We start from the raw sequence: 23,690 nt of genomic DNA, 5'->3' as shown, positions 1-23,690 counted from the left end.
AGTATAGTGCCGGATCGCGGTGAGGACGAAAATGGGGCCCGCGACACTACTGCTGAATAGAGATATCCGTGGCGAAGTAGCGCTTCTGAATCTCATCAAAGGTGCCGTTCTTTTTGATGTCGGCAAAGGCGTTATCCAGCGCGGTTTTCAGCTCACTGTCGCCTTTACGCAGGCCAATCGCCGTGCCGGGGCCGATGATCGGATCCTGAATAATCGGGCCGGCCAGCTCAAACTCTTTGCCCTGTGGCTGTTTCAGGAACCCGATAGCCGCCTGTGCCGCATCGGTAAAGACCGCGTCCAGCCTGCCTGAAACCAGATCGCTTTCTACCTGTGCCTGATCGCCATAAGGGACGACGGTCACACCATGAGGCTGCCATTTCGCCAGGGCATAGCGCTCCTGAACCGTTCCCTGTTCCACGCCAACCGTTTTTCCTTTCAGAGATTCGACGGTGGGCAGGATGCCTGCGCCTTTACGGGCAATCAGTTGCGTATGGGTGTCGTAGAGCGGGACGGTGAAGTCAATCTGCTTCAGGCGCTCTTCCGTAATGCCCATATCTGACAGGATGGCATCAAACTTACGTGCTTTCAGCGCGGGGATCATGCCGTCAAACTGGCTTTCGACCCAGACGCATTTCGCCTGCATCTGTTTGCAGAGTGCGTTGCCCAGATCAATGTCAAAGCCGACCAGCTTGCCCTGGGGCGTTTTCGATTCAAATGGCGGATAGGTCGGGTCGACCGCGAAACGCACCTGTTCAATTTTTGCCTGCGCGCCAAATGCACAGCCTGCCAGAAGGGTGAGAGCCAGCGTCTGACGCAGGCGTTGAGTGAAAATGTTCATGATTTTGCTCTTATTCTGTCGTGATGAGTGATTATGCAGAGTATCGCCGGGCTGCCGGGATGGCAATTATTGCGTTATCTCTATCACGTCAGCCTTGCACAGCGCCCGGTAGTCTTCGGTGTTCAGGATCACTGAGCGCTCCAGCAGACCGGCGTTAAATGCGATCTCCGGATAACGTTCAAACAGCGCGGGGTCCACAATCAGTCGGAGGTCGGGATGAAAGCTGAACGGCGGTATCGCCCCGAATACGCAGCCGGTCAGTTGGTCGGTTTCTGCCGGACTGGCCAGTGACGCGCGTCGTCCGCCCACCGCGTCGGCAACCTTATTCAGATCGGCCTGCCGATCGGCGGGTAACACGGCCAGCACATGCTGTTTAACGCCGTTGCCTTTGACATGACAGACCAGCGCTTTCGCGCCCTGACCGATTTCGGTGCCGCGTATTGCCGCGACGGCTTCACATTTACCGGTCGCCTCATGCTCCATCAGGCGATAGCGCGCCTGATGCTGGTCGAGAAGGGCGATTAACTTTTCATGGGTGGTCATGGTCTTCTCCTGTGGCCAGGTTCAGCATCAGTGTCTTTAGCATATGCGATTGACGCGGCACGATGCCGGTTTTCAGACCCAGCGGCTTAAGCGCCCGGTTGAGGGTAGCCAGCGTGGTATTCTCCCTGTCCTGCTCAATATCTGACAGTGTCCGGCGACTGATCCCTGCCAGCGCGGCGTAACGTTCCTGAGAGAATCCCAGCACGTTTTTGCGAAGCTTCATCAGAAGCTCACCCTGTGACAGTTTCTCTTCAAGAAATTCCTGAACAAGGTTCAGCAACATCGCTTCGCGTTCAAAAGGTGACAGCGTTTTTTTCATAGTTGCCAGCCTTCAATACGCTGATCCAGATAATCAAATCCCATTGCGGGCAGAGTCAGTATCGATTCCGGCACGCCTCGCTGCATCAGGCGCTCTTTCAATCCGGTAAGCTGGCGAGCCAGCGCGGCCAGTTCGGCCAGTAATCTGTCAGATGGGACCAGATCATCTAAAGCCTCAGCAATCTGCTGCCATTGATAATAACCTCCCTCTTCAAAAGGTGACCCCCATTGCGTCGTTCGTACCACGCCTTCAGGATCGGCTTTCATCGGGGCAAAATCATAGATGGGTGCCAGCCACATACCGGTACTTTTTTTCAGAATCGCGCTGTTACGACCATGATTATCAGAATTGCCAAACGCAATATTCAGCATGTCGCGTTTTACCCACTCAATGATGAATGCCTCCTGCGCGGCCCTTTCAGGATTAAGTCGTTTAATCAGCGTGCGGATCACCTCGAAATGATTGAGGTAGCTGCCTGGCGGCTTTTGCAGTATCGAATAAACAGACTCCAGGCCATACATCACTTTTTCGCCTTCAATGTAACTCACATCAAAGCGAGGTAACCATAAAGAGGGATAGCGGCTACCTTCGCGCAACTTCATGTGCTCACAAGGAATCGTATCAAAACCCATTGCCGCAAGTTCATGATAGTAGTGGTATTCGGCGCGAAGTATGTCGCAGTCGATTGCGCTGCGGCTACCGCGCGGATACTTCACCAGATAATGGGCATCCTGATTGTGTACGTCATCCTGCCAGGTATCTATCCACACCTCATCCTGCGGCGTACAGCGTAATAAAAGTTTGGGTGCTTCGCCGCCGGCCCCGGTCGCTCCGCCGCTGGCCGCCCCCATTTGCTGTGCGTACGCCAGAAAATCAGCGTCACGCTCGATAACCCAATCAGACGGGAAGCGTCGATCGCGTAACTGACTCTGAGCGGGCAATGCCGGGACTGACTCTTTAATACGCAGGTTTCCCACTGGCGCAATCGTGCCTGACTTCAACAGCCAGTAATCCTGTTCAGCCGCAGATTTTCCCTGCAATCCCAGTTGCTGAACCCAGTAACGTCGGCTGGCACCGGCAGGCATGATGTCATCAAGGAAGGTAAACCACGGACGTGCGGCATAACTGCCAATGAGCATAACCGGATAATTCAGACTGCAGCTGGCGTAATCATTACGATCAAGATACTCAACAGCGAAGTCAAAGTCGTACGCAAGTAAGGCGGCGCTTTCACGGCCCCGAAGAGGATGCTGAATATTGAGTTGGGCGGCATCATACCAGCGGCCCTTTATAAATAGCTGGAGTGTAAGCATGGCAACACCTGTTGAGCAATATTATGCTCAACAATAGCGTTTAATTTAATTTTTGAGAAGAATCCTGCTCAGAATCCGCATAAAAACGGTATTCTGAGCAGTATGTTGCACATTTACTGATGGCGGTCGCGCAGGTTATTGATCACCGTGCTGAAGTCGAGATCCTGATCCTGCAACAGCACCATCAGATGATAGACCAGGTCTGAGGCTTCATTGGTGAGCTCATGCCGGTCGTTGACGGTTGCCGCCAGCGCGGTTTCCACCCCTTCTTCACCCACTTTCTGCGCGATACGCTTGGTGCCGCTGGCGTAGAGACGGGCGGTGTAAGAGCTCTCCGGATCGGCTGTTTTGCGCGAAGCGAGCAGCTGCTCCAGCTGGTAAAGGAAGGTCCACTCCGGTGCCGCGGGGGAGAAGCAGCTGCTGGTGCCCAGATGGCAGGTCGGGCCAATCGGATTGGCCAGGATCAGCAGCGTGTCGTTGTCGCAGTCTGGCGTAATGCTGACCACCTGCAGAAAGTTGCCGGAGGTTTCACCTTTGGTCCACAAACGGTTTTTGGTACGGGAGAAAAAGGTGACGTTGCCTTCAGCCAGCGTTTTTTCCAGTGCCGCCGGATTCATGTAGCCATGCATCAGGACTTCGCCTGAGACATTGTGCTGGACGATGACCGGCATCATGCCTTCTGTTTTGTCCCAGTCGAGCTGAGCCTGTTGTTGTTCGGTTAGCACGCGCGAATCTCCACTCCGTTGTCGATCAGGAAGCTCTTCAGCTCACCGATATTAATAATCTGCTTATGGAATACCGAGGCGGCCAGCGCCCCATCAACATTGGCTTCGGTAAAGGCTTCCAGGAAGTGCTGCATCGTACCTGCGCCGCCAGAGGCGATCAGCGGCACCTTGCAGACATCACGCATTTTCTTCAGCTGCACCAGGTCATAGCCATTACGCACGCCATCCTGATTCATCATGTTCAGCACGATTTCACCCGCGCCCAGCTTCTGCACTTCCTGCACCCACTCCAGCGTTTCCCACTGGGTCACGCGGGTGCGCGCTTCGTCACCGGTGTACTGATTAACCTGATATTTGCCGCTGCTCTCATCGAACCAGGTGTCGATGCCGACCACAATACACTGCACGCCGAAACGATCCGCGAGGCGGGTAATCAGCGTCGGGTCAGCCAGCGCCGGTGAGTTGATCGAAATCTTATCCGCACCAAATTCCAGGATACGCGCCGCGTCTTCGGGGGTTTTGATACCGCCCGCTACGCAGAACGGAATATCAATGACTTCCGCTACCCGCGACACCCAGCTCTTGTCTACGACCCGGCCATCGGAGGAGGCGGTGATGTCGTAGAACACCAGTTCGTCGGCCCCTTCGGCGGCGTAGCGCTGGGCCAGCGGCACGATGTCACCGATGATCTCGTGATTACGAAACTGTACGCCTTTGACCACCTGGCCGTCACGCACATCAAGGCAGGGAATTATCCGTTTTGCCAGCATGAGATCGCCTCCGAAACAGTGAATTTATCTTCCAGCAGCGCACGACCGACAATGACGCCCTGAACACCGCTGCCGCGCAGGGCGGCGATATCATTAAGTTCGCCAATGCCGCCAGAGGACTGGAAGGCGACGGACGGGAAGCGTGCGGTCACTTCCTGATAGAGGGCGACGTTGGAGCCACTGAGGGTGCCGTCACGGGAGATATCCGTGCAGAGCACGTGCTTCAGGCCCACCTGCTGAAAATCGGTAATCACCTCTTCCAGCGTCACGCCGGCCGCTTCCTGCCAGCCGCTGATGGCCACTTCTTTACGGTTACTGGCGTCGATACGCACATCCAGCGCCAGCACGATCGCCTCAGCGCCAAACTCGGCAAACCACCGTTTGACCTCTTCCGGCTGTTTGATGGCGGTGGAACCCACCACCACACGACTGGCACCGGCTTCCAGCAGGGCGTGCACATCGTCTCGGCTGCGGATGCCTCCACCGACCTGCACCGTCACATCCACCCCTTCCAGCAGGGTTTTCAGCAGGGGGATCTGACGCTTCGCCGGATCTTTCGCGCCGGTCAAATCCACCAGATGCAGAACGGTTGCGCCCTGACGAACGTAATCCTGCAGACGCGGCAGCGGGTCACTGCCGTAATCGCGCTGCTGCCCATAATCGCCCTGATGCAGACGAACGACTTTGCCGTCGATTAAATCTAACGCGGGGATAATCATTACATCTCCAGGAAATTTTTCAGCAACTGTGCGCCCGCTTTGCCCGAACGCTCCGGGTGGAACTGGACGCCGAAGAAGTTATCCTTCTGCACCGCTGCGGTGAAGGCTTCGCCGTAGTGACACTGTGCGATGGTGCAGGCATTGACCGGCATGGCGTAGCTGTGAACAAAGTAGAAATAGCTGCCATCGTCGATGCCACGGAACAGGTGATTGCCCGCCTGCGCGGTAATCTGGTTCCAGCCCATGTGCGGCAGCGGCAGACCCTGCGTGTCCATTAACGAAACCGGTTCATCAATAATGCCCAGTGTCGGCACGCCGCCGTTTTCATCGCTGCCGCGTCCCAGCAGCTGCATCCCCAGACAGATCCCCAGCACCGGCTGGGTACAGGCTTTCACCAGATCGATCAGGTCACGCTCTTCCAGCTGCGTCATCGCCGCTTGCGCGGTGCCGACGCCCGGCAGAAACAGTTTGTCAGCGCGCAGGACCACATCAGGATCGCGGCTGACTTCCGGGCGGTAGCCCAGACGTTCAATCGCCCATTTCACTGAGGAGAGGTTGGCGCACCCGGTATCCATGATCACCACGTTCATCACAGCACTCCTTTCGAGCTCGGCAGGGTATTACCCTCTACGCGAATCGCCTGGCGCAGCGTACGACCAAAGGCTTTGAACAGGCTCTCGACACGGTGATGGTCGTTCTTGCCTTTGGTTTTGAGATGCAGGGTGCTCATCATGGCGTAAGAGAGCGAGCTGAAGAAGTGCTCGACCATCTCGGTGCTGAGGTCACCCACACGCTGGTAGTTGAACTCGGCTTTGAACTCGATGTGCGGACGGCCGGAGATATCGAGTGCACAGCGCGCCAGGCATTCGTCCATCGGCAACACGAAGCCAAAACGGCCAATACCGCGTTTGTCGCCCAGTGCTTTCAGCAGCGCTTCCCCCAGGGCCAGACCGGTATCTTCCACCGTGTGGTGATCGTCAATGTAGAGATCGCCTTTCACTTCAATGTGCATGCGAAAACCGCCGTGCACCGCAATCTGATCCAGCATGTGGTCGAAGAAGCCCACACCGGTATTGATCTTACTGCCGCCTTCGCGGTCCAGCCACAGTTCAACCCGAACCTGCGTCTCTTTGGTGTTGCGCTGCACCAGCGCATGGCGATCGCGCTGGGTCAGACGCTGCTGGATGGTCTGCCAGCTCTGGCCATCAGCGCCATAGCGGATAGCCTGAATGCCCATATTCTCCGCCAGCTGAACGTCGGTCAGGCGATCGCCGATGACGTAGCTGTTGGCGGTATCGAGCGCGCCCTCCGCCAGCCAGGCTTCCACCATTCTGGTTTTCGGCTTGCGGCAGTCGCAGTGATCGTCCGGCATATGCGGGCAGATCAGCACATCATCAAACGCGATACCCTGTGAGGTCAGTACCTGCATCATCAGATTGTGCGGTCCATCGAAGTCCGCCTGCGGGAAACTGGCGGTGCCGAGACCATCCTGATTGGTGATCATCACCAGCCGATAACCGGCGGCCTGCAGCGCCAGCAGCGCCGGGATAACGTCTGGCTCAAACGCCAGCTTATCCAGTCGGTCAACCTGATAATCTTCAGGCGGCTCAGAGATGAGGGTGCCATCGCGGTCAATAAAAAGGGTCTTCTGGCTCATGCTTGCTCCACAGAAAAGGCTTGCAGCGCGGCGATCACTCGTTCGCACTCTTCACGCGTGCCGATGGAGATGCGCAGGCATCCCGACAGGCCTGGGTTTTTGTTTTGATCACGCAGGATAATGCCCTGATCCCATAAGGTTTTGAAGACTTTAGGCGAATCGGTAAAGCGCGCCAGCACATAGTTGGTTTCACTGGGGAAAACCTGCTCCACGCAGCTCAGCTGAGCCAGTGCATCCAGCAGCCAGCCGCGGCTGGCATTCAGCTGCGCCACATGTTCACGCATCAGGGCGATACCCTGCTCGCTGAGTGCCTGACCCGCAACGTCGGCCACGGGCGTCGCCAGCGGGTAGGGGGCAATGACCTTCATCAGCAGGTCGATCACCGGCTTATTCGCCAGCGCAAAGCCACAACGCAGGCCTGCCAGCGCAAAGGCTTTCGAGAGCGTACGCAGGATCACCAGATGCGGATAATCCTTAAGCCATCCGGTCAGGGTCGCCTGCGGGCAGAACTCAATATAGGCCTCATCGGCCACGACCAGCGCTTTTCCGGCGGTCATCGCCAGCAGCTGACGGATATCCTCCTGATTGATCAGGTTACCGGTCGGGTTGTTGGGGCTGCAGAGATAAACGACTTTAACGCCTTCCAGCTGCTCTGCAATCGCGGGCAGGTTCAGCTGCCAGCCGTCCAGCGCGGGAGCGGTGCGGTATTCGATGCCGATGGTTTCGGCGCTGACGCTGTACATGCCATAGGTCGGTGGACAGAACAGAATCGCATCCTGACCCGGCTCACAGAAGGCGCGCATGATCAGTTCAATGGCTTCATCCGCGCCGCGGCTCACCAGCACCTGCTCGGGGGTTAAGCCTGCGTAGGCGGCGTAGCGCTCAATCACGATTTTCGGCTGACACTCGGGATAGCGGTTCAGCGTCTGCTGCGACAGCTCAAACGGCACCGGCAGCGGAAACTCGTTGGCGTTAAGCCAGACATCGCCGTTACCACCCAGACGACGCGCCGACATATAGGGGGTCAGCGCGCGCACATTGGCGCGCGCCAGCTGCTCAATATCCTGACTCATGCTTGCTCCTTCAATGCGGCAACGCGCAGGGTGACGGCATTCCTGTGGGCATCCAGCTGCTCAGCGGCGGCCAGGGTTTCAATCGTCGCGGCCAGGTTCAGGAAACCCTGCGGCGTCAGCTCCTGCACCGTCATGCGTTTCTGAAAATCGGCCAGTCCAAGGCTGGAACAGGTCGCGGTGTAACCGTAAGTTGGCAGGACGTGGTTAGTGCCTGACGCGTAATCCCCCGCCGACTCCGGCGACCAGTCGCCCAGGAAGACGGAACCGGCGCTGGTGATGGTGTCCACCAGTTCGCGCGGCTGACGCGTCTGCAGAATCAGGTGCTCCGGGCCGTAGAGGTTAGAAATCGCCACGCACTCTTCAAGGTCACGCGCCACGATCAGTCGACTGCTCTCCAGCGCCTGACGGGCGGTGGCCGCACGCGGAAGCTGTGCCAGCTGCTGTTCAACCGCCTCCGCAACTGCCTCAGCCAGCTTCAGGGAAGGCGTCAGCAGAATCACCTGTGAATCGGGGCCGTGCTCCGCCTGCGAAAGCAGATCAGAGGCGACAAACGCGGGCGTCGCCCCCTCATCGGCGATCACCAGCACTTCAGAGGGACCCGCCGGCATATCGATCGCTGCGCCATCCAGGCGCTGACTCACCTGACGTTTTGCCTCAGTGACCCATGCGTTGCCCGGACCAAAAATCTTGTCCACGCGCGGCACTGTTTCCGTGCCGAAAGCAATGGCGGCGATAGCCTGCGCGCCGCCCACCTGAAAGACCTCTTCAACACCACACAGCTGCGCGGCATAAAGGATCTCATCGGCAATCGGCGGAGGTGAACAGAGCACCACGCGCCCGCATCCGGCGATGCGTGCCGGTGTTGCCAGCATCAGCACGGTTGAGAAGAGCGGGGCGGAACCGCCGGGGATATAGAGCCCGACCGATTTCACCGGACGGGTAATCTGCTGGCAGCGCACGCCAGGCTGTGTTTCCACATCCACGGGCGGCAGGATCTGGGCATTGTGGAAGGTTTCGATATTCTTCACCGCCACAGCCATCGCCTGCTTCAGCGCGTCACTCAGACGGGCGCTGGCTTCTGCGATTTGCTGCGGGGTCACGCGCAGATGGTCAACCTGCGCCTTGTCGAACCGGGCACTGAACTGGCGCAGCGCCTCATCACCACCAGACTTTACCTGCTCCAGGACGTCGCGCACCGTCTGTGTGACGTTGTCAGAGGCGGCAATCGCAGGACGTAACAGCAGCGCCTGCTGCTGTTCCGGGGTGCACTGCTGCCATTCAATCGGGGTAGAAAAGGCCATGGCTTACTCCATCATCTTCTCAATTGGCAGCACCAGAATCGAACTGGCACCCAGTGACTTCAGTTTTTCCATCGTTTCCCAGAACAGGGTTTCGCTGCTGACCATGTGCATCGCCACGCGGCTGACATCTCCCGCCAGCGGCAGCACGGTCGGGCGCTCTGCGCCAGGCAGCAGGCTGATCACCTCTTCCAGGCGCTCACTCGGCGCGTGCAGCATGATGTACTTCGATTCGCGCGCTTTGATCACGCCCTGAATACGGGTCATCATCTTGTCAATCAGCTCCTGCTTGGCGGCAGGCATCTCGCCGTCGCGCTGAATCAGGACGGCTTTTGAACGATAGATCACTTCCACTTCACGCAGGCCATTGGCCTCCAGCGTGGCCCCGGTGGAGACCAGGTCGCAGATGGCGTCAGCCAGACCGGCGCGGGTCGCAACTTCAACGGAACCGTTCAGCATACAGGTTTTGAAGCTGACACCTTTTTTGTCGAGGTACTGCTTTAACAGGTGCGGATAGGAGGTGGCGATACGGGCGTTGTCGAGGCACTGCGGGCCGGTGTACTCGTCATCGGTTCCCATCGCCAGCGACAGGCGGCAGCCGCCGAAGTCGAGGCGGCGCAGGGTGAAATAGCGCGGGTCTTCACCCTGCGCCCGGCGTGAGAGTAACTCCTCTTCCAGCACGTTCTCACCGATGATGCCTAAATCGACCACGCCATCCATGACCAGGCCAGGAATATCGTCATCGCGCACGCGCAGGATGTCGATGGGCATGTTCTCCGCAAACGCAATCAGGCGCTGTTGCTGAAGGTTGATTTTAACGCCGCAGCGCGCCAGCAGTTCGCGTGAATCATCACTTAAACGGCCAGATTTCTGCATAGCTATGCGTAAACGGGTGTTATCTAACATGGTTCCTGTCCTCTTAATCCTGTCCTGAATGTGTGATTACGTCAGCCCATAAAAAAACCCCCGGAAGACGATCTTCCGGGGGTTCTCTTGCGTTCGCACCACTGGAAGATCTTGAAAGTCTTCCAGCACCAATCGCCTGAAAGACTAGTCAGGATGATGGTGGTGGTGATGATTAAACTGAACGCGTGTCATAATAATCTCGTCGATGAATGAGTATTCATTTGTGGGGTTTAACCTAGCGAAGATGCGTGCCGTTGGCAACACTTTTTTATAGACCCGGTTCGGAAAGCACTGAAACAGGTTGTCCTGGTTTGCAATCCGGGGGCAAACTACGGTGAAGTCAGGGTGGATGTTTTACGTCAGGAGTCAATATGAAGAAGGTCGCGATTGTGGGACTGGGCTGGTTGGGCATGCCGCTGGCCACGGCGTTAACGGCGCGGAGCTGGCAGGTGACAGGCAGTAAAACCACGCCGGACGGTGTTGAGACGGCCCGCCACTGCGGCATTGAGGCCTTTCAGCTGGAGCTGACGCCTGAGCTGGTGTGTGATGCCGCCGATATCGAACCGCTGTTCAATGTTGATGCGCTGATCGTGACGCTGCCCGCCAGCCGCACCGCAGAAGGGGGCGAGGCCTATCTGCAGGCGGTGCAGAATGTGGTCGACACCGCGCTGGTTTACAGGGTGCCACGCATTATCTTTACCAGCTCCACCTCTGTGTATGGCAGCAGCTCCGGGCCTAAGCGGGAAAACAGCCCGCTGACCGCTGAAACCGTCGCCGGAAAGACGCTGGTGAAACTGGAAAACTGGCTGCACGATCTGCCTGGCACCAGCGTCGATGTTGTGCGTCTGGCGGGGCTGGTCGGGCCAAAACGCCATCCGGGACGCTTCCTGGCGGGAAAACAGGATGTGGCTAATGGTTCGCAGGGCGTCAATCTGGTGCATCTCGATGATGTGGTTGAGGCGATTACGCTGCTGCTGCAGTCGCCCAAAGGGGGCCGGACCTATAACCTCTGTGCGCCGAAGCACCCCTCCCGCGACACCTTCTATCCGGCGGTGACGCGCCAGCTTGGCCTGCAGCCGCCTCAGTTCGCGCCAGAGGCAGTGAAAGAGAGCGGTAAGCTGATTGACGGGTCGCGTATCTGCAGCGAGCTGGGGTTTGAGTATCGCTATGACGATCCGGTGAAGATGCCGCTGGAGTAAGGCGCTGAATACCGTTTTGCGGGAGCCGGCTGCTCCCGCTGCATGTTTCCCTGTTCTGCCTGTTTTGTAGTTACAACATACTTTTAGCAAGATACCAGGGCTAACCGTGCCCGTCTGAAATCCGGTAGTTCAGTCGGGCAGGCAGCGGTGACCATCACTTACCTCACACCCCCAGCCGATCCCGCAGCGCATACCACACCGCGCCCATCGCCGTCAGTGGCACCTTAAAGCGTCTGCCGCCGGGGAAGGGCAGATGGGGCAGACGGGCAAAGGCGTCAAAACGCTCAGCATCGCCGCGTAAAACTTCACTGATCAGCTTGCCGGAGAGATGGGTGCAGGTCACGCCATGACCGCTGTCACCCTGCATGAAATAGACATTGTTCTCCAGCCGGCCAAACTGCGGCATGCGCGAGAGCGTCAGCAGGAAATTGCCGCTCCAGCTAAAGTCCAGCCTGACGTTCTGCAACTGGGGGAAGGTTCGACGCAGTTTGGGACGAATCAACGCTTCAATGTCTGCCGGTTCCCGTGCCCCATAGACCACGCCGCCGCCATAGAGCAGCCGGTTATCCGCCGTCAGACGAAAATAATCCAGCAGGTAGTTACAATCTTCCACGCAGTAGTTGTTAGGCAGCAGCGACAACGCCTGATCGGGTGAAAGCGGCTCGGTAACCACAATCTGTGAACCACACGGCATGCTTTTCCTGCTCAGTCGCGGCTCAAGCTGCGGCGAGAGATAGGCATTACCGGCGAAGATGACAAAGGTGGCGCTGACCTCACCCTGGGCGGTTTTTACCCGATTCGGTGAGCCATAAATCACCTTCAGGGCCGCAGACTGTTCGTAGATACGTCCGCCATGTCGCCGTATCGCTTCCGCTTCGCCCAGCGCCAGATTCAGGGGGTGCAGATGGCCGCCGCGCCGGTCCAGCAGCCCGCCGACATAACGTTCGGTCGCCACTTCGCGGCGGATCCCCCGTTCATCGAGCAGCTCCAGATCGTGATTGCCATACTGCTGCCACAGGATTTTCTGCTTCTGCAGATGTGCCATCTGGCGTGCATTCAGGGCGGCAAAGATGCCGCCGGGCCGGTAATCGCAGTCAATCGCGTAACGATCAATGCGATCGCGGATGATCGCCGCACCCTCAAACATCATGCTGCCCAGCATGCGGGCGCTCTCTTTGCCGTAGCGCTGCTCAATTACATCCACGTCGCGGCTGTAGGAGTTGACCACCTGGCCGCCGTTACGTCCGCTGGCACCAAAGCCGATGCGTGCGGCTTCCAGCACGACCACGTCATAGCCAACTTCGGTCAGATGCAGCGCCGCAGAGAGGCCGGTAAAGCCGCCGCCAATAATGCAGACGTCACACTGGATGCTCTCCTGCAACGTCGGCCAGGGTTCATGGGCATTGGCGGTTGCCGCGTAATAACTCTCCACATAATTCATAACAACCTCCTGAATGCGCCTAAAAGTTAGCGGGCGTGTGGGCACTGACGATGCGACAGGGGATATCGGCACTGTTGGTGAAGCTGTGCGGTAAGCCGGTATCAATCACATAACTCTCTCCGGCGGAGAGATGAAAGCGCTGCCCGTTGATCATCAGGATAATTTCACCCTCCAGCAGCGTACCGGTCTCTTCACCAGGATGACGCAGCTTCTCACCGGTACTGGCACCGGGCTGGTAAGTTTCCAGCAGCATCCCCAGCGAACGCTGGGCTTTACCGTTGTCGATCAGTTTCAGCGAGACCCCCTGACTGCCAATCTCCAGCAGTTCGCCGGGCCGGACGATAATTTTCGGCTCTGCATCCGGCCTGGGATCGGAGAAAAACTCCGACAGGGAGAGGCCATAGACCTTCAGCAGTTTCTGCAGGGTACTGACCGCCGGGCTGACCTTATCCTGTTCGATGGTGCTGATGGCGCTGTGGGTCAATCCGGCCAGCTCAGCCACGCGGCGCTGCGACAGCCCCAGCGTCTGCCGGATCTCCGCCAGCCGCCGTCCCGGTGCCAGCGTGGCATCACTCATCGTCTTTTCCCCTGTGATAACGAATGGCAGCCTGTATAAATCCGCTGAACAGCGCCTGCGATCCCGGCGTCGTTTCCGGCTGCCATTCGGGATGCCACTGCACCGCCAGGGCGAAAGGGTGATGACGCAGGCTCACGGCTTCGACCAGACCATCGGCTGCGCGTGCTTCGATGCGCAGCTGCGGTCCCGGCTCGCGGATGCCCTGATGATGCAGAGAATTGACCTCCAGGGTGCTGTCGGCAAACAGCGTCGCCAGCATGCCGTCCGGTTCGACGGTCACCTGATGCACCGGCGCATACTGCTCAGCCAGGGGGCGCGTCTCATCTTCATGATGACGCTGAACGTCAGGCCGGGCGCAGAGATCCCGCCACAGGCTGCCGCCATTCGCCACCACCAGCTCCTGCAGTCCCCGGCAGATGCCAAACATCGGCATTTTGTGGCTGGTGGCCCAGGTGATCAGCTGAAAGGCGAGGCGGTCACGACCCGGATCGGCGTGCGGCTCCTCACCGGCCTCGCCATAGTGCCAGGGTTCGATATTGCTGGGACTGCCGGTCAGCAGCAGACCATCCAGCACAGCCATAGCGTTTTCTAATAGATGAGGGGCGTTAATCAGACTGTGGGGCAGGGCGAGCGGTACACCTCCCGCCTGAACGAGTGCATCGCAATATTTGTTATGCACCGTCTGAGTCGGATGACCGCCGGTATCCTTCTGGCACATCACTACGCCAATCAACGGCTTGTCAAAAATAATGCCCATCTCACGTCCTCGCTTAGGTGTTCGAAATATCTACCGAAAGGGCACGTCTGGCGGTTATGTGTTCAATATTTTTTCAATCTAGCAATCTGCTGTTTGTTCTTCAAACAGATTTGTTACATTTGCACACTTTTTATGTTGGCGCTATGTTAGTGGTGTGGCCGTTATTTTGAGCATTACGCAAACCTTATAGGGGCGGGTGAGATCATGACTAACCTGGTAGAAGTGGAAGACTTCACGCTTCACAGTGAAGAGAAACGAACCAGCGCGTTCCAGCTTGAGGTGAAAACCTGGCTGGAGCGCCATCCTGAAACGCAGTATGTCGACATCCTGTTAAATGATTTAAATGGTGTGTTTCGCGGCAAGCGCATTCCGGTCTCCGCGCTGCCCAAGCTGGAAAAAGGGTGTTATTTCCCCGCCTCGGTATTCGCCATGGATATCCTCGGCAATACGGTGGAAGAAGCGGGACTTGGCCAGTCACTGGGCGAACCCGACAATCTCTGCCTGCCGGTCAGCGGCACCTTAGTTCCCTCCGCCTCCGATCCTCAACACATTGCGCAGCTGCTGTTAACTATGTGCAACCAAGATGGCACTCCCTTTGACGTTGAACCCCGAAATGTCCTCAACCGGCTGTGGCAACAGCTGCGCAACCGAGGCCTTTTTCCGGTGGTAGCGGTAGAGCTGGAGTTCTATCTGGTTGACAAAAAGCGCGATGCTGAAGGGTTTATCCAGCCGCCCTGTGCGCCGGGCAGTGATGAACGCAACATGCAGAGCCAGGTTTATTCGGTCGATAATCTCGACCACTTTGCGGATGTGCTGCGTGATATTGACGATCTGGCGCGTCAGCAGGGGATACCGGCCGATGGCGCACTGGCGGAAGCCTCGCCCGGACAGTTTGAAATCAACCTGCATCATACCCGCGACGTGCTGCGCGCCTGCGACCATGCGGTGCAGCTTAAGCGGCTGATCCGGCAGGTGGCGGAGAACCACGGTATGACCGCCACCTTTATGGCTAAGCCCTATGAAGAGTATGCGGGTAGCGGGATGCATGTGCACATCAGCATGCTGGATGCCGCCGATCATAACGCCTTCGCCTGTGACGACGGCAGTGATTCGCCGCTGATGAAGCGGGCGCTGGCTGGCATGATCGACCTGATGCCGGCGTCGATGGCACTGCTGGCGCCCAACGTGAATGCCTATCGCCGCTTTGTGCCGGATGCGTATGTGCCGTTACAGGCCTCATGGGGCCATAACAATCGTACCGTTGCGCTGCGTGTGCCGTGCGGGGATATCGACAACCATCGCATTGAGTATCGGGTCGCGGGGGCGGATGCCAACCCCTATCTGGTGGTTTCTGCTATTCTTGCCGGTATGCTGCACGGACTGGATACGCAACTGCCGCTACCGCAGCCGGTGACCGGTAACGGGCATCATGCGGAAGGTCTGGCCCTGCCGATCCGGCAGAGCGATGCCCTGTATGAGTTTGACAGCAGTTATCCGCTGCAGAAGTTACTTGGCGAACGCTTTGCCAGCGTCTGGCACAGCTGCAAGCACCATGAGCTGATGCAGTTTGAACGGCTGATCACCGCCACGGAAATTGACTGGATGCTGAAAAATGCCTGACCGGGGCGTTAATCGCTAATCTGAATTGCTTTTTTTGCTTATGATGCCCCGACGGCTTGAATTTCTGCCCGTGGTTGGGCAGAATACGCGGCCTGCAAAATCAGACGATAACCGACGCTTTAAGCGCCGGTTATTTTTTTGCATTCAGTTTTAACAGAGCATTTTTGCTGACTTAACCGAGGCCGGGCACGCACCCGGATAGATAAACACTGAAAACACGCACACGCGTGAGATTGAGGATTACAAAGATGGGGATGTTTACCACACTGCCAGTCAATGCTGGCACGCGTTTTCGTGATGATTACGGCGCCGCGTTAACCGCTAACCCTACTCCCTGTCGCTTAATGCGCAGTTGCCCTGTGACCCAGCCCAGCCAGGTTGTCGCACATGGGGGACTGAAGCATGTCGCTTAATACCTCCGCCGCACCGCAGCGTGCGCAACTCAAAAAGACGCTAACGTTACTTCCGGTCGTCATGATGGGCTTAGCCTACATGCAGCCTATGACCCTGTTCGATACCTTTGGTATTGTTTCTGGTCTGACCGATGGTCACGTTGCCACTGCTTATGCTTTCGCGCTGATTGCGATTCTGTTCACTGCCGTAAGCTACGGTAAGCTGGTACGCCGCTTCCCCTCTGCGGGCTCCGCTTATACCTACGCTCAGAAGGCAATCAGTCCGCACGTCGGCTTTATGGTTGGCTGGTCATCCCTGCTGGACTACCTGTTCATGCCGATGATCAACATCCTGCTGGCAAAAAACTACTTTGAGTCGCTGGTGCCCGGCATCCCGTCGTGGATTTTTGTGGTACTGCTGGTCGGTTTCATGACGCTCTCTAACCTCAAGGGCATCAAAACTGTCGCCAACTTCAACAGCGTCATTGTGGTGCTGCAGGTTGTTGTCATGCTCGGTATCACCGGCATGGTGATCTACGGTGTGGCAAGCGGCGTGGGTTCGGGCACTCTGGTGAGCAGCAGACCGTTCTGGTCTGAGAATGCGCACGTGGTGCCGATGATTACCGGTGCGACGATCCTCTGCTTCTCGTTCCTCGGCTTTGACGGTATCAGTTCGCTGTCGGAAGAGACCAAAGATGCAGAACGCACCATTCCGCGCGCAATTTTCCTGACGGCGCTGATCGGTGGTGTGATCTTTATCGCGGCATCCTATTTCCTGCAGCTCTACTTCCCGGACATCAGCCGTTTCCAGGACCCGGACTCGTCACAGCCTGAAATCATGCTGTTCGTCGCCGGTAAAGCGCTGCAGGTCGGCATCCTGATCTTCTCGGTGGTCACGGTGCTGGCATCCGGTATGGCGGCGCATGCGGGCGTTTCGCGCCTGATGTATGTCATGGGTCGTGATGGCGTGTTCCCGGAGCGTTTCTTCGGTTACATCCATCCAAAATGGCGTACCCCTTCGCTCAACGTGCTGCTGGTGGGCGCGATTGCGCTGATGGCGATTAACTTCGACCTGGTCACGGCGACGGCGCTGATCAACTTCGGTGCGCTGGTGGCGTTTACCTTTGTGAACCTGTCGGTGATCGCGCAGTTCTGGATCCGTGAGAAGCGTAACCGCACGCTGAAAGATCACGTTCAGTATCTGCTGCTGCCGCTGCTCGGTGCGCTGACGGTCGGTGCGCTGTGGGTGAACCTGGAAGAGAGTTCTATGGTGCTGGGCCTGATCTGGGCCGCCATCGGGATTATCTACCTGGCCTTCGTGACCCGCAGCTTCCGTAATCCGGTGCCGCAGTTCAGCGAAGAGATTTAATCGCGACGACGTTGCCGCCTTTCCGGCTCTTCCGGGAAGGCGGCAATAACCTAGCCTGCCAGTACCAGTTCCCAGCTCCCCGCATTTAACTGTTCCAGCGCCGCTTCACTCAACTTTTTGTCGGTAATGATCTGATCAAACCTCTCCAGCGGCAACGCCAGAAAAGTCGCTATCCGGCTGTACTTCGAACTGTCACTGAGCAGCACGCGCTTACTGCTCACCTCGCTGACCGCCTGCTTCACGGTGACCTTATCTTCATCGGGCGTAAACAGGCCTCGCGGCCCCCAGCAGGAGGCGGAGATAAACGCGATATCAATCGCCAGATGACGCAGGCTTCTTGCTGCCGATTCGCCGACGCAGGAGCGGTTTTCCCGGCAGACCGTTCCGCCGGTGTGAATCACTCTGCACTGACTGCCCTCCATCAACAGATTCGCGACCATGAAATCGTTGGTCACCACCAGTAAATCATCACGATCCACTACCTCTCTCGCCAGGGCCAGCATGGTGGTGCCGGCATCCAGATAGATGCAGCTATTGCGGGGAATGTGCCGGGCGGCGGCGCGGCCAATGGCATATTTCTCATCGTTAAACAGGGTACTTTTGGTGAGATGTGAAGGCTCAGCCGCCAGCCGATCGGCAGTGCGTACGCCGCCGGAGACTGACAGCACCGCACCCTGTTCCTCCAGTTTCTGCACATCACGACGTATCGTCATGTGTGAGACCCCCAGCCGCTCCGTCAGCTCGGCGATGCTCACCACGCCACGATCGGCCACCAAGGCAAGGATCTGTTGATGACGTTCAACCGGAATCATACCTGCTCCTGCTATTTACCATTTTTTCACATTGTAGAGTATTTCACGGTTTATCAGAACAGATAATCACAGGGTCAGGGCTGAGAGTATGTTCAGATTCCCAGACAGAACAGGGAAGCCCGACCGTGTTAAAAATTGTTCTCTAACGAAGCTGTGATGTTTTTTGTGAGACGTGACACATTTTCAGCCGCCGGATGCTGGCACGATTAACAGTAACAAACAAATAATCACTTAATTTAACAGGGGGCGTAACGTGCCAGCGAAGAACATCTGTGTTATCGGGTTAGGATCCATGGGCATGGGGGCTGCACAATCCTGCCTGCGCGCCGGTCTCAACACCTGGGGCGTCGATTTAAATCCGGCCGCGCTTGAGACGTTGCGCCGGGCAGGTGCGCGCGATGCGCAGCCCTCGGCATCTGGCTTTGCTGACCAGCTCGATGCTGTTTTGCTGCTGGTGGTCAATGCGCAGCAGGTGAACGCGGTTCTGTTTGGTGAAAATGGCCTGGCGGCAAAGCTGCGTCCGGGGACCGTGGTGATGGTCTCATCCACGCTGTCAGCCAGCGACGCGCAGCAGATTGAGCAGCAGCTGGCGCAATATCAGCTGCTGATGCTCGATGCACCGGTCTCCGGCGGGGCTGCCAAAGCGGCCAGTGGTGAGATGACGGTCATGGCGTCCGGCAGTGAGGCGGCGTTTAGCCAGCTGCAGCCGGTACTGGATGCGGTCGCGGCCAAAGTTTATCGCGTGGGCAGAGAGATCGGGGCGGGCTCCACCGTCAAAATTATCCATCAGCTGCTGGCGGGCGTTCACATCGCGGTGGGAGCAGAAGCGATGGCGCTGGCGGCACGAGCCGGTATTCCGCTGGAAACGATGTATGAAGTGGTCACCAACGCTGCGGGTAATTCATGGATGTTCGAGAACCGTATGAAGCATGTGGTAGACGGTGACTACAGCCCGAAATCGGCTGTCGATATCTTTGTGAAAGATCTTAACCTGGTGGCCGACACCGCCAAAGCACTGCATTTTCCGCTGCCGCTGGCCTCCACCGCGCTTACTATGTTCACCGAAGCCAGCAACGCCGGTTATGGTCGTGAGGATGACAGCGCCGTGATCAAGATCTTCAGCGGCATAACGCTGCCGCAGGCGAAGGAGGAGGGATGATGCGTCTTGGTGTAATCGCAGATGATTTTACCGGTGCCACCGACATCGCCAGCTTTCTGGTGCAGAACGGGCTGAGCACCATTCAGTTCAACGGCATTCCCGGCGGTGAAATCGCCACCGATGCTCAGGCGATGGTGATCAGCCTGAAGAGTCGCTCCTGTCCGGCAGAGCAGGCGGTTGCTCAGTCGCTGGCTGCGCTGGCATGGTTACAGCAGCAGGGCTGCCAGCGCTTCTATTTTAAATATTGCTCCACCTTCGACAGCACCGCCCAGGGCAATATTGGTCCGGTGACCGATGCCCTGATGAAGGCGCTGGGTGAGACGCAGACCGTTATCTGTCCGGCTCTGCCGGTCAATGGCCGCACGGTCTATCAGGGCCATCTGTTTGTTGGTGACCAGCTGCTGTCGGAGTCGGGGATGCGTCATCATCCGGTTACGCCCATGCGCGAGAGCAACCTGCTGCGTCTGATGGCATCACAGGCGACGGGCAAAGCCGGACTGATCGCGGCGGCACAGGTCGACCAGGGCGCCGACTCCGTCCGGCAGGCGATGCATCAGCTGGCAGAGCAGGGCGTCAGCTACGTGGTGATCGACACGCTGCATCACCAGCATCTGCTGACTCTGGGCGCGGCCCTCAGCGATCTGCGGCTGGTGACCGGCGGTTCCGGGCTGGCTATCGGTCTGGCGCGGCAGTGGGCGAGAGCCGGGGCGGATGCTCAGGCAGAGCAGGCAGGGCGTCCGCAGGGTGGGCGCGCCGTGGTGTTGTCCGGCTCCTGTTCGCAGATGACCTGCCGGCAGGTCAGCCTCTATCGCCAGCAGGCACCGGCCTGCGAAGTGCAGGTCGAACCCTGCATGCAGAATTCAGATGACTATGCCCGCCAGCTCTGTGACTGGACGGAAGCCAATAGCCAGCACTCTCTGGCTCCGCTGCTTTATGCCACCACCGACGCACAGCAGCTGCAGGCGATCCAGCAGCGCTATGGTGCGCAGCGCAGCAGTGAGGCCGTTGAGCAGCTGTTTGCCGCCGTGACGCGGGAGCTGAAACGGCGCGGCTGGCAGCGCTTTATTGTGGCCGGGGGAGAAACCTCCGGTGTGGTAGCCCAGACGCTGGGCGTGACCGCCTTTCACATCGGCCCGACAATTTCGCCGGGCGTGCCCTGGGTGCGTGATATCCACCAGCCGCTCTCTCTGGCACTGAAGTCGGGGAATTTTGGCGACGAAGACTTTTTCCGCCGCGCGCAAACGGAGTTTACCTATGACTGAATCTTTCTCTTTAATTGAGCAGCAGGCGCGTGATGAGATGGTGCGGCTGGGGGCCTCATTTTTTCAGCGCGGCTATGCCACCGGTTCGGCGGGCAACCTCTCCCTGCTGCTTGAAGACGGTAATCTGCTGGCGACGCCGACCGGCTCCTGCCTCGGCGAGTTACAGGCTGATCGGCTGGCAAAAGTGACGCCGGAGGGGGAGTGGCTCTCTGGCGACAAACCCTCCAAAGAGATCGCTTTCCACCGCGCGCTCTACCTGAATAATCCCGACTGCCGGGCGGTGGTGCATCTGCACAGCCACTACCTGACGGCGCTCTCCTGTCTGCAGGGGCTGGACACGGACAACTGTATCCGGCCGTTCACCCCCTATGTGGTGATGCGTGTCGGGGATGTGCCGGTCGTGCCCTACTATAAGCCCGGCGATGGGCGACTGGCGGAGGATCTGTCGCGGCTGGCCCCCCGCTATCGCGCCTTTTTGCTGGCGAATCATGGCCCGGTGGTGGTGGGAAAATCACTGCAGGAAGCCGCCGATAACACGGAAGAACTGGAAGAGACGGCCCGGTTAATCTTTACGCTGGGTGACCGGCCCATTCGTTATCTCAATGCTGCCGAAGTGGCGGAATTAAGGAGCCGATAATGCCAAAGTTTGCTGCTAACCTGACCACCCTGTTTACGGAACTGCCGTTCGCGGAGCGCTTCGCGGCGGCGGCTGATGCGGGCTTCCGCGCCGTAGAGTTTATGTTTCCCTATGACTATCCCGCCAGCCAGATCAAAACGTGGCTGGATGAGCATCAGCTACAGCTCGTGCTCTTCAATACTGCTCCCGGCAACGTCGCAGCGGGAGAGTGGGGCGTCACCGCTATTCCTGGCCGGGAAGCGGATGCCAGAGCAGACATCGATCGCGCCCTGAGCTATGCGCTGGCGCTGAACTGCCCGCAGGTGCATGTCATGGCGGCCACCGTGCCGCCGGGGGCCGACCGTCAGCGCTATGCCGACACCTTCATTCACAACATGCGTTATGCCGCGGAGCGCTTCGCGCCACACGGCATCAACCTGCTGATTGAAGCCCTGAATCCGACCACCAAACCGGGGTATCTCTACGCCAGCCAGTATCAGACGCTGGAGATGGCAGAACAGATCGATCGCCCTAACGTCTTTACTCAGCTCGACCTTTTCCACGCACAACGTGTGGATGGCAATCTCACGCACCTGATTCGTCACTATGCCGGGCGCTATGCCCACGTGCAGATCGCCTCAGCACCGGACCGTCATGAGCCGGATGAGGGTGAAATCTATTATCCGTATCTCTTCTCGCTGCTGGATGAAGTCGGCTATAGCGGCTGGGTGGGCTGCGAGTATATCCCGCGCGGTCGCACTAACGAGGGGCTGGGCTGGTTTGCGCCCTGGAAGATAAAAGCCTGATTTAACGCGCTGTAAAAAACCGGTGTTCCGGCACCGGCAGGGAGCGGCTTGCCCTTTTTCCGGCCCTGCACCTGCTCTCCCTGTACCCCGATAACCTAAAAATATAACCATTTCTGAGGCTTACTATGTCCACCGCACTGCTGTTAGCCATAGCGACCGCCAGCATTGTGATCCTGCTGCTGCTGGTGATCAAAGCTAAAGTCCATCCGTTTGTCGCCCTGTTAATTGTCAGTCTGCTGGTGGCGATCGCCACGGGCATCCCGGCCGAAAAAATCATGGAGACGATTGTTACCGGTATGGGCGGGCTGCTCGGTCACATCACCATTATTATCGTTCTCGGTGCCATGCTCGGCGCGATCATCGAAGCCTCGGGGGGCGCCGAGTCGCTGGCGCAGCGTTTCAGTAAGACGCTGGGGTTAAAACGGACCGTGGCGGCCCTGACCATGGCGGCTTTTATCCTCGGAATCCCGGTCTTTTTTGAAGTAGGCTTCATCATTGTTATCCCGCTGATCTATGGATTTACCAAAGTGGCGCGGGTCTCACCCCTGAAGTTTGGCCTGCCGATGGCGGGCGTGATGCTGACGGTGCACGTGGCGCTGCCGACCCATCCCGGTGCCGCCGCCGCCGCGGGGATCCTGCACACCGACATGGGCTGGCTGATGATGCTGGGTATCGCCATTTCGATTCCGGTCGGGATCATCGGCTACTACGTGGCGAAGGTGATGAACCGTCGCCACTATCATCTTTCAGTGGACGTGCTCGAACAGCTGCAGATGGCAAAACCCGAGGGACAGGAAAAGAAGAATGAGCCCGCACCGCCTGGCGCGCTGACCATCAGCGGGCTGATTGTGGTGCCGATTGTCCTGATTGTGCTGGGCACGCTGTCCCACACCCTGATGGATGAGGGCAATCTGCTGCGGAGCGTGATGACCGTCATCGGCACCCCGCCCATTGCTCTGCTGATTGCCCTGGGGCTGGCGGCCTGGCTGCTGGGGGTACGACGTGGCTGGAGCAAAGATAAGCTGGAAGACCTGACCGGCCGGGCGATCCCCACGTCTGCCAGTGTGATACTGGTGGCGGGTGCCGGTGGCGCTTTCGGCAAAGTGCTGGTGGAGTCGGGCGTCGGCAAAGCGCTGGCGGTCACGCTTGAAACGCTGCATCTGCCGCTGGTGCCTGCGGCGTTCATCCTGTCGCTGGCGCTGCGTGCGTCACAGGGCTCCGCCACCGTGGCGATCCTGACAACCAGCGGATTGCTGACGCAGGCGGTGACCGGCGTAACGGACATGCAGCGGGTACTGGTGACGCTGGCGGCCTGCTTTGGCGGGCTGGGACTGTCACATGTCAATGACGCAGGTTTCTGGGTGGTGACGCGCTATCTCGGGCTGTCAGTGGCTGACGGTCTGCGCACCTGGACGGTACTGACCACCTTAATGGGGCTGAGCGGTTTCGCCCTGACCTGGCTGGCGTGGACACTGCTGTAATCCACGACACAGTCCGATGCCGGACCCGGCTGAGGATG

At 58.2% G+C, this 23,690-nt stretch carries 25 protein-coding genes and 1 other annotated feature; of the genes, 8 read left to right on the top strand and 17 right to left on the bottom strand.

Going from position 1 to position 23,690, the window contains the following annotated elements:
• Window positions 1–46: 46 nt before the first annotated feature.
• From AC6I7A_RS12155 to hisL, 13 genes are all read right to left on the bottom strand, one after another.
• Complete coding sequence (locus AC6I7A_RS12155) at window positions 47–838, bottom strand: ABC transporter substrate-binding protein (RefSeq protein ID WP_058956676.1); 792 nt, start codon at window positions 836–838, stop codon at window positions 47–49.
• Between the two features lie 66 nt (window positions 839–904).
• A complete protein-coding gene (locus tag AC6I7A_RS12150) occupies window positions 905–1,381 on the bottom strand; it encodes a YbaK/prolyl-tRNA synthetase associated domain-containing protein (protein WP_058956675.1) in 477 nt (158 codons plus the stop codon).
• Entirely contained in the window at window positions 1,368–1,700 is a 333-nt protein-coding gene (locus AC6I7A_RS12145) for a helix-turn-helix domain-containing protein (RefSeq protein ID WP_058956674.1), read from the bottom strand. Before AC6I7A_RS12145 ends, AC6I7A_RS12150 begins: the two co-directional genes overlap by 14 nt.
• On the bottom strand, window positions 1,697–3,013 hold the full coding sequence (locus tag AC6I7A_RS12140) for a type II toxin-antitoxin system HipA family toxin (protein ID WP_058956673.1): 1,317 nt from the start codon (window positions 3,011–3,013) through the stop codon (window positions 1,697–1,699). The genes AC6I7A_RS12145 and AC6I7A_RS12140 overlap by 4 nt, the downstream gene beginning before the upstream one ends.
• Window positions 3,014–3,126: 113 nt before the next feature.
• Entirely contained in the window at window positions 3,127–3,738 is a 612-nt protein-coding gene (hisIE, locus tag AC6I7A_RS12135; RefSeq protein ID WP_009089305.1) for a bifunctional phosphoribosyl-AMP cyclohydrolase/phosphoribosyl-ATP diphosphatase HisIE, read from the bottom strand.
• Window positions 3,732–4,508, bottom strand: a complete 777-nt coding sequence (hisF, locus tag AC6I7A_RS12130; RefSeq protein ID WP_009089307.1) for an imidazole glycerol phosphate synthase subunit HisF — start codon at window positions 4,506–4,508, stop codon at window positions 3,732–3,734. Before hisF ends, hisIE begins: the two co-directional genes overlap by 7 nt.
• Complete coding sequence (hisA, locus tag AC6I7A_RS12125; protein WP_009089309.1) at window positions 4,490–5,227, bottom strand: 1-(5-phosphoribosyl)-5-[(5-phosphoribosylamino)methylideneamino]imidazole-4-carboxamide isomerase; 738 nt, start codon at window positions 5,225–5,227, stop codon at window positions 4,490–4,492. The genes hisF and hisA overlap by 19 nt, the downstream gene beginning before the upstream one ends.
• Window positions 5,227–5,817 (bottom strand): imidazole glycerol phosphate synthase subunit HisH, encoded by a 591-nt coding sequence (gene hisH / locus AC6I7A_RS12120; protein WP_058956672.1) that lies wholly within the window; start codon window positions 5,815–5,817, stop codon window positions 5,227–5,229. Before hisH ends, hisA begins: the two co-directional genes overlap by 1 nt.
• The gene (gene hisB / locus AC6I7A_RS12115) at window positions 5,817–6,884 is read right to left on the bottom strand and encodes a bifunctional histidinol-phosphatase/imidazoleglycerol-phosphate dehydratase HisB (RefSeq protein ID WP_009089312.1); all 1,068 of its coding nucleotides are present in this window, start codon (window positions 6,882–6,884) and stop codon (window positions 5,817–5,819) included. Before hisB ends, hisH begins: the two co-directional genes overlap by 1 nt.
• Window positions 6,881–7,957, bottom strand: a complete 1,077-nt coding sequence (hisC, locus tag AC6I7A_RS12110; protein ID WP_058956671.1) for a histidinol-phosphate transaminase — start codon at window positions 7,955–7,957, stop codon at window positions 6,881–6,883. Before hisC ends, hisB begins: the two co-directional genes overlap by 4 nt.
• A complete protein-coding gene (gene hisD, locus AC6I7A_RS12105; RefSeq protein ID WP_058956670.1) occupies window positions 7,954–9,258 on the bottom strand; it encodes a histidinol dehydrogenase in 1,305 nt (434 codons plus the stop codon). Before hisD ends, hisC begins: the two co-directional genes overlap by 4 nt.
• 3 nt (window positions 9,259–9,261) lie before the next feature.
• Entirely contained in the window at window positions 9,262–10,161 is a 900-nt protein-coding gene (hisG, locus tag AC6I7A_RS12100; protein WP_009089318.1) for an ATP phosphoribosyltransferase, read from the bottom strand.
• Window positions 10,162–10,209: 48 nt separating this feature from the next.
• Window positions 10,210–10,330 (bottom strand) — a sequence feature (His leader region).
• On the bottom strand, window positions 10,306–10,353 hold the full coding sequence (hisL, locus tag AC6I7A_RS12095) for a his operon leader peptide (RefSeq protein WP_100396937.1): 48 nt from the start codon (window positions 10,351–10,353) through the stop codon (window positions 10,306–10,308). (Overlaps the previous feature by 25 nt.)
• Window positions 10,354–10,532: 179 nt before the next feature.
• On the opposite strand from hisL, the gene AC6I7A_RS12090 reads away from it, so the two are divergent.
• A complete protein-coding gene (locus tag AC6I7A_RS12090; RefSeq protein WP_058956669.1) occupies window positions 10,533–11,360 on the top strand; it encodes an NAD-dependent epimerase/dehydratase family protein in 828 nt (275 codons plus the stop codon).
• 163 nt (window positions 11,361–11,523) lie between these two features.
• Here AC6I7A_RS12090 and AC6I7A_RS12085 read toward each other — a convergent pair whose 3' ends face one another.
• From AC6I7A_RS12085 to puuD, 3 genes are read right to left on the bottom strand one after another with little or no spacing between them, the layout of a single operon-like run.
• Window positions 11,524–12,801, bottom strand: a complete 1,278-nt coding sequence (locus tag AC6I7A_RS12085; RefSeq protein ID WP_058956668.1) for an NAD(P)/FAD-dependent oxidoreductase — start codon at window positions 12,799–12,801, stop codon at window positions 11,524–11,526.
• A gap of 19 nt (window positions 12,802–12,820) precedes the next feature.
• Complete coding sequence (gene puuR / locus AC6I7A_RS12080) at window positions 12,821–13,378, bottom strand: HTH-type transcriptional regulator PuuR (RefSeq protein WP_009089325.1); 558 nt, start codon at window positions 13,376–13,378, stop codon at window positions 12,821–12,823.
• The gene (puuD, locus tag AC6I7A_RS12075; protein WP_058956667.1) at window positions 13,371–14,135 is read right to left on the bottom strand and encodes a gamma-glutamyl-gamma-aminobutyrate hydrolase; all 765 of its coding nucleotides are present in this window, start codon (window positions 14,133–14,135) and stop codon (window positions 13,371–13,373) included. The genes puuR and puuD overlap by 8 nt, the downstream gene beginning before the upstream one ends.
• Before the next feature lie 204 nt (window positions 14,136–14,339).
• On the opposite strand from puuD, the gene AC6I7A_RS12070 reads away from it, so the two are divergent.
• Window positions 14,340–15,755 (top strand): glutamine synthetase family protein, encoded by a 1,416-nt coding sequence (locus tag AC6I7A_RS12070; protein WP_009089328.1) that lies wholly within the window; start codon window positions 14,340–14,342, stop codon window positions 15,753–15,755.
• A 402-nt stretch (window positions 15,756–16,157) separates the two neighbouring features.
• The gene (locus AC6I7A_RS12065; protein WP_009089331.1) at window positions 16,158–17,516 is read left to right on the top strand and encodes an APC family permease; all 1,359 of its coding nucleotides are present in this window, start codon (window positions 16,158–16,160) and stop codon (window positions 17,514–17,516) included.
• A gap of 50 nt (window positions 17,517–17,566) precedes the next feature.
• Here the strand turns inward: AC6I7A_RS12065 and ygbI are convergent, their stop codons facing one another.
• The gene (gene ygbI, locus AC6I7A_RS12060) at window positions 17,567–18,328 is read right to left on the bottom strand and encodes a DNA-binding transcriptional repressor YgbI (protein WP_046102172.1); all 762 of its coding nucleotides are present in this window, start codon (window positions 18,326–18,328) and stop codon (window positions 17,567–17,569) included.
• A 253-nt stretch (window positions 18,329–18,581) separates the two neighbouring features.
• Here ygbI and ltnD point away from each other — a divergent pair, with 253 nt between their 5' ends.
• The 5 genes from ltnD (at window position 18,582) to AC6I7A_RS12035 (ending at window position 23,652) form a co-directional block, all read left to right on the top strand.
• Window positions 18,582–19,487 (top strand): L-threonate dehydrogenase, encoded by a 906-nt coding sequence (gene ltnD, locus AC6I7A_RS12055; protein WP_058956666.1) that lies wholly within the window; start codon window positions 18,582–18,584, stop codon window positions 19,485–19,487.
• On the top strand, window positions 19,487–20,749 hold the full coding sequence (gene otnK / locus AC6I7A_RS12050; RefSeq protein WP_058956732.1) for a 3-oxo-tetronate kinase: 1,263 nt from the start codon (window positions 19,487–19,489) through the stop codon (window positions 20,747–20,749). The genes ltnD and otnK overlap by 1 nt, the downstream gene beginning before the upstream one ends.
• Entirely contained in the window at window positions 20,742–21,386 is a 645-nt protein-coding gene (gene otnC / locus AC6I7A_RS12045) for a 3-oxo-tetronate 4-phosphate decarboxylase (protein WP_058956665.1), read from the top strand. Before otnK ends, otnC begins: the two co-directional genes overlap by 8 nt.
• Window positions 21,386–22,171, top strand: a complete 786-nt coding sequence (locus AC6I7A_RS12040) for an HPr family phosphocarrier protein (protein WP_058956664.1) — start codon at window positions 21,386–21,388, stop codon at window positions 22,169–22,171. The genes otnC and AC6I7A_RS12040 overlap by 1 nt, the downstream gene beginning before the upstream one ends.
• 125 nt (window positions 22,172–22,296) lie before the next feature.
• Entirely contained in the window at window positions 22,297–23,652 is a 1,356-nt protein-coding gene (locus tag AC6I7A_RS12035; protein WP_009089343.1) for a GntP family transporter, read from the top strand.
• The last annotated feature ends 38 nt before the right edge of the window (window positions 23,653–23,690 follow it).

The sequence above is a fragment of the Type-F symbiont of Plautia stali genome (assembly GCF_059731105.1).
The sequence above is the reverse complement of the archived record's forward strand: the minus strand, read 5'-3'. Positions and strand labels throughout refer to the sequence as shown.